1 pseudogene is annotated in these 2,171 nt (G+C 37.5%); it reads right to left on the reverse strand.

The annotated features are described in order from the left end of the window. Nucleotides 1-1,202: 1,202 nt before the first annotated feature. Nucleotides 1,203-1,903: pseudogene (locus tag BN200_RS09820) on the reverse strand (integrase); the annotation flags it as partial. Nucleotides 1,904-2,171 lie beyond the last annotated feature (268 nt).

Here is a 2,171-nt window from a genome sequence, read left to right on the forward strand (position 1 = left end):
CTTCAGGAATTTGCTGCTGTGTTGTATTTGCAGGTGTTGTATTTGCATAAGTTGAACCGAAATGAGAAAAAATCAAAGTTCCAGCAATTGTACATAACAAAAAATTTTTCTTATAAATAGATTTCTTACACATAGATATGCCTTTGTATTGGTATGCCTTTGATGCTTACTTCATTCCCCTGATGGCGCAAGTACCGGGGGGGTTTTTATATCATTATGTTTTTCATGTAAAGAACAAAACGAAATATTACATGCCGCTCTCTCTGGTTTCAAAATCAGCGTCATAAAATCCTTCAAATGATTATGCAAAGCAGTGCATTTATCTCGATAGATTTTTCTCTTGGATTGCAGAAAAATCAGCTTATTAAGTCTCTGTTGCTTTAACGTTCTAGAGCAGGATCTTTTAAAAGATTATCTTTTGAGTAAAGCTTATTGCGATAGAAGTTCTACAGAGTTTTGTAAGAAGATATCTTATGCGTTTTTTAAAAGTATTCAGTTGCTTTTCTTATATAGAGAAGAATAATCATGCATTGCTGTTTTTTAAGTATAAAATAAAATATTTTATCTTGAGAAAAAAGAGCGGGCGATTGTACTAGGATAATTGGTTTTTTATAAACCAAAGAGACAGCTTTCTTGAGATTTTTGCCTTAATGGAATGATATTGCTCACGAGTAACAAAATGCTCATCTGTTGCACATTCTCACGCTTGTTTTACAGAGATCTCTGTGAATGCTTTTAAGCTACTTTGACGGTGTATTTTTATGACGGCGTTTAGGAAGGCTATAGCGAAAAAGCTCTCAGACAGTAACCACCTCTCTTTATATTGTAAATATTGTAAGGGGGTAAGAGGGCAGCATCATTTCTTTTCTTTTTTGCTCCTAAATGTTGCAAGAGCCTTTAGCATTTGAGATGATTCATAAAGGGCATTTTTACTTCTTTCTTGAAGAGTTTTCTATCCACACGTCAACCTCATTTATGAGAGATAAGCGAATAACTTTGCTTGATTGACTATAAGAGGGAATTGGCAATGAGACTCTCTTTAGGTATTAGGGACGCCCATTCAACATGCAAAGTATAAATTATCCTTATGGACCAAGATGTTTCCTTAATTTTGAGAGGAGGCACTTTATTCCATTTGGTTTGAGAGAGAAGACCTTTTTCAAATCCGTTTGTTTCAAGAAACAGTCCAGGGTAAATCAATAAATCTTTATAGATGATGTAGTATCATGCTTTCCTTTCATATTTTCAGCAGGAATTGTCCAGATATTCCATCAATTTGATCTTTACAAAGATAGCGTATAGGACGTCTACGAACCTCTGTAAGATTAGACACGGAGCCAGTTGTGTTAGGGTTGTTGTTTGGCAAAGTGTTTGATAAAAAGCTAGTATATCTTTCTACTCCATTGCTGGTCTGTTAGGAGTTTTATGGCGTTTTTTACCTAAGAGAGCTTGTGCTTTTGTTCTTGCTTGTTAATCAACATCCACTCCCAACGCTCCAGCATGTTTGAAACAGAGATTAAGACGCATGAGAGCTTTGTGAGCTGCTCAGCTTTTGTATGCCAGAGAGGGGCAAGGGTGTTGCGTATCTCTGTTTTTGTAATCTCTGAAACGGGGAGACAGTCTCATTGGGGGAGAATATAAAGGCATAAAGATAAAAACCAGTTTCCATTTTTACCGTCGCCTTTCCGTTCAGCGTTACGACTTTTAAAAGCATCTCAAGCGATATCTTTTTAAAAGATGGAGATTGCACATTGACTCACGCTTTTGTGTGTTGCGTGTCTTTAATGGGGGTAGGTCTTTCACGTAAAACAGAACCCTACCCAGTTGCAGGTTCACGGGCTTGTTTTCAAGAGACATCTCTCAAGGCACCCAAGCCCCTTTCGTGGCGACACCTGTGAAGGATATAACGGTAAATCTATTGAGCGCCGCCATCTTTACGCTTGTGAAGAAGCAAGCTGGCATCCTCATTCTCTTTGCTTCTCCTCACATGTTGCGGTAATCCTTGGCACGTGAGATGATTCATAAGAGGTATATTTAGTCCTTGTCTTTAACAGTTTTTAACCACACACTCCTCTCACCCTTGATGTGCAAACAAGTGATTTGATTGATGCAATATTAACGTTTTCGCGGCTCTCATTCAACATGCAAAGCAGTGAATTATCATTATAAAT

Source organism: Bartonella senegalensis OS02 (genome assembly GCF_000312545.1).
Classification (GTDB): domain Bacteria; phylum Pseudomonadota; class Alphaproteobacteria; order Rhizobiales; family Rhizobiaceae; genus Bartonella; species Bartonella senegalensis.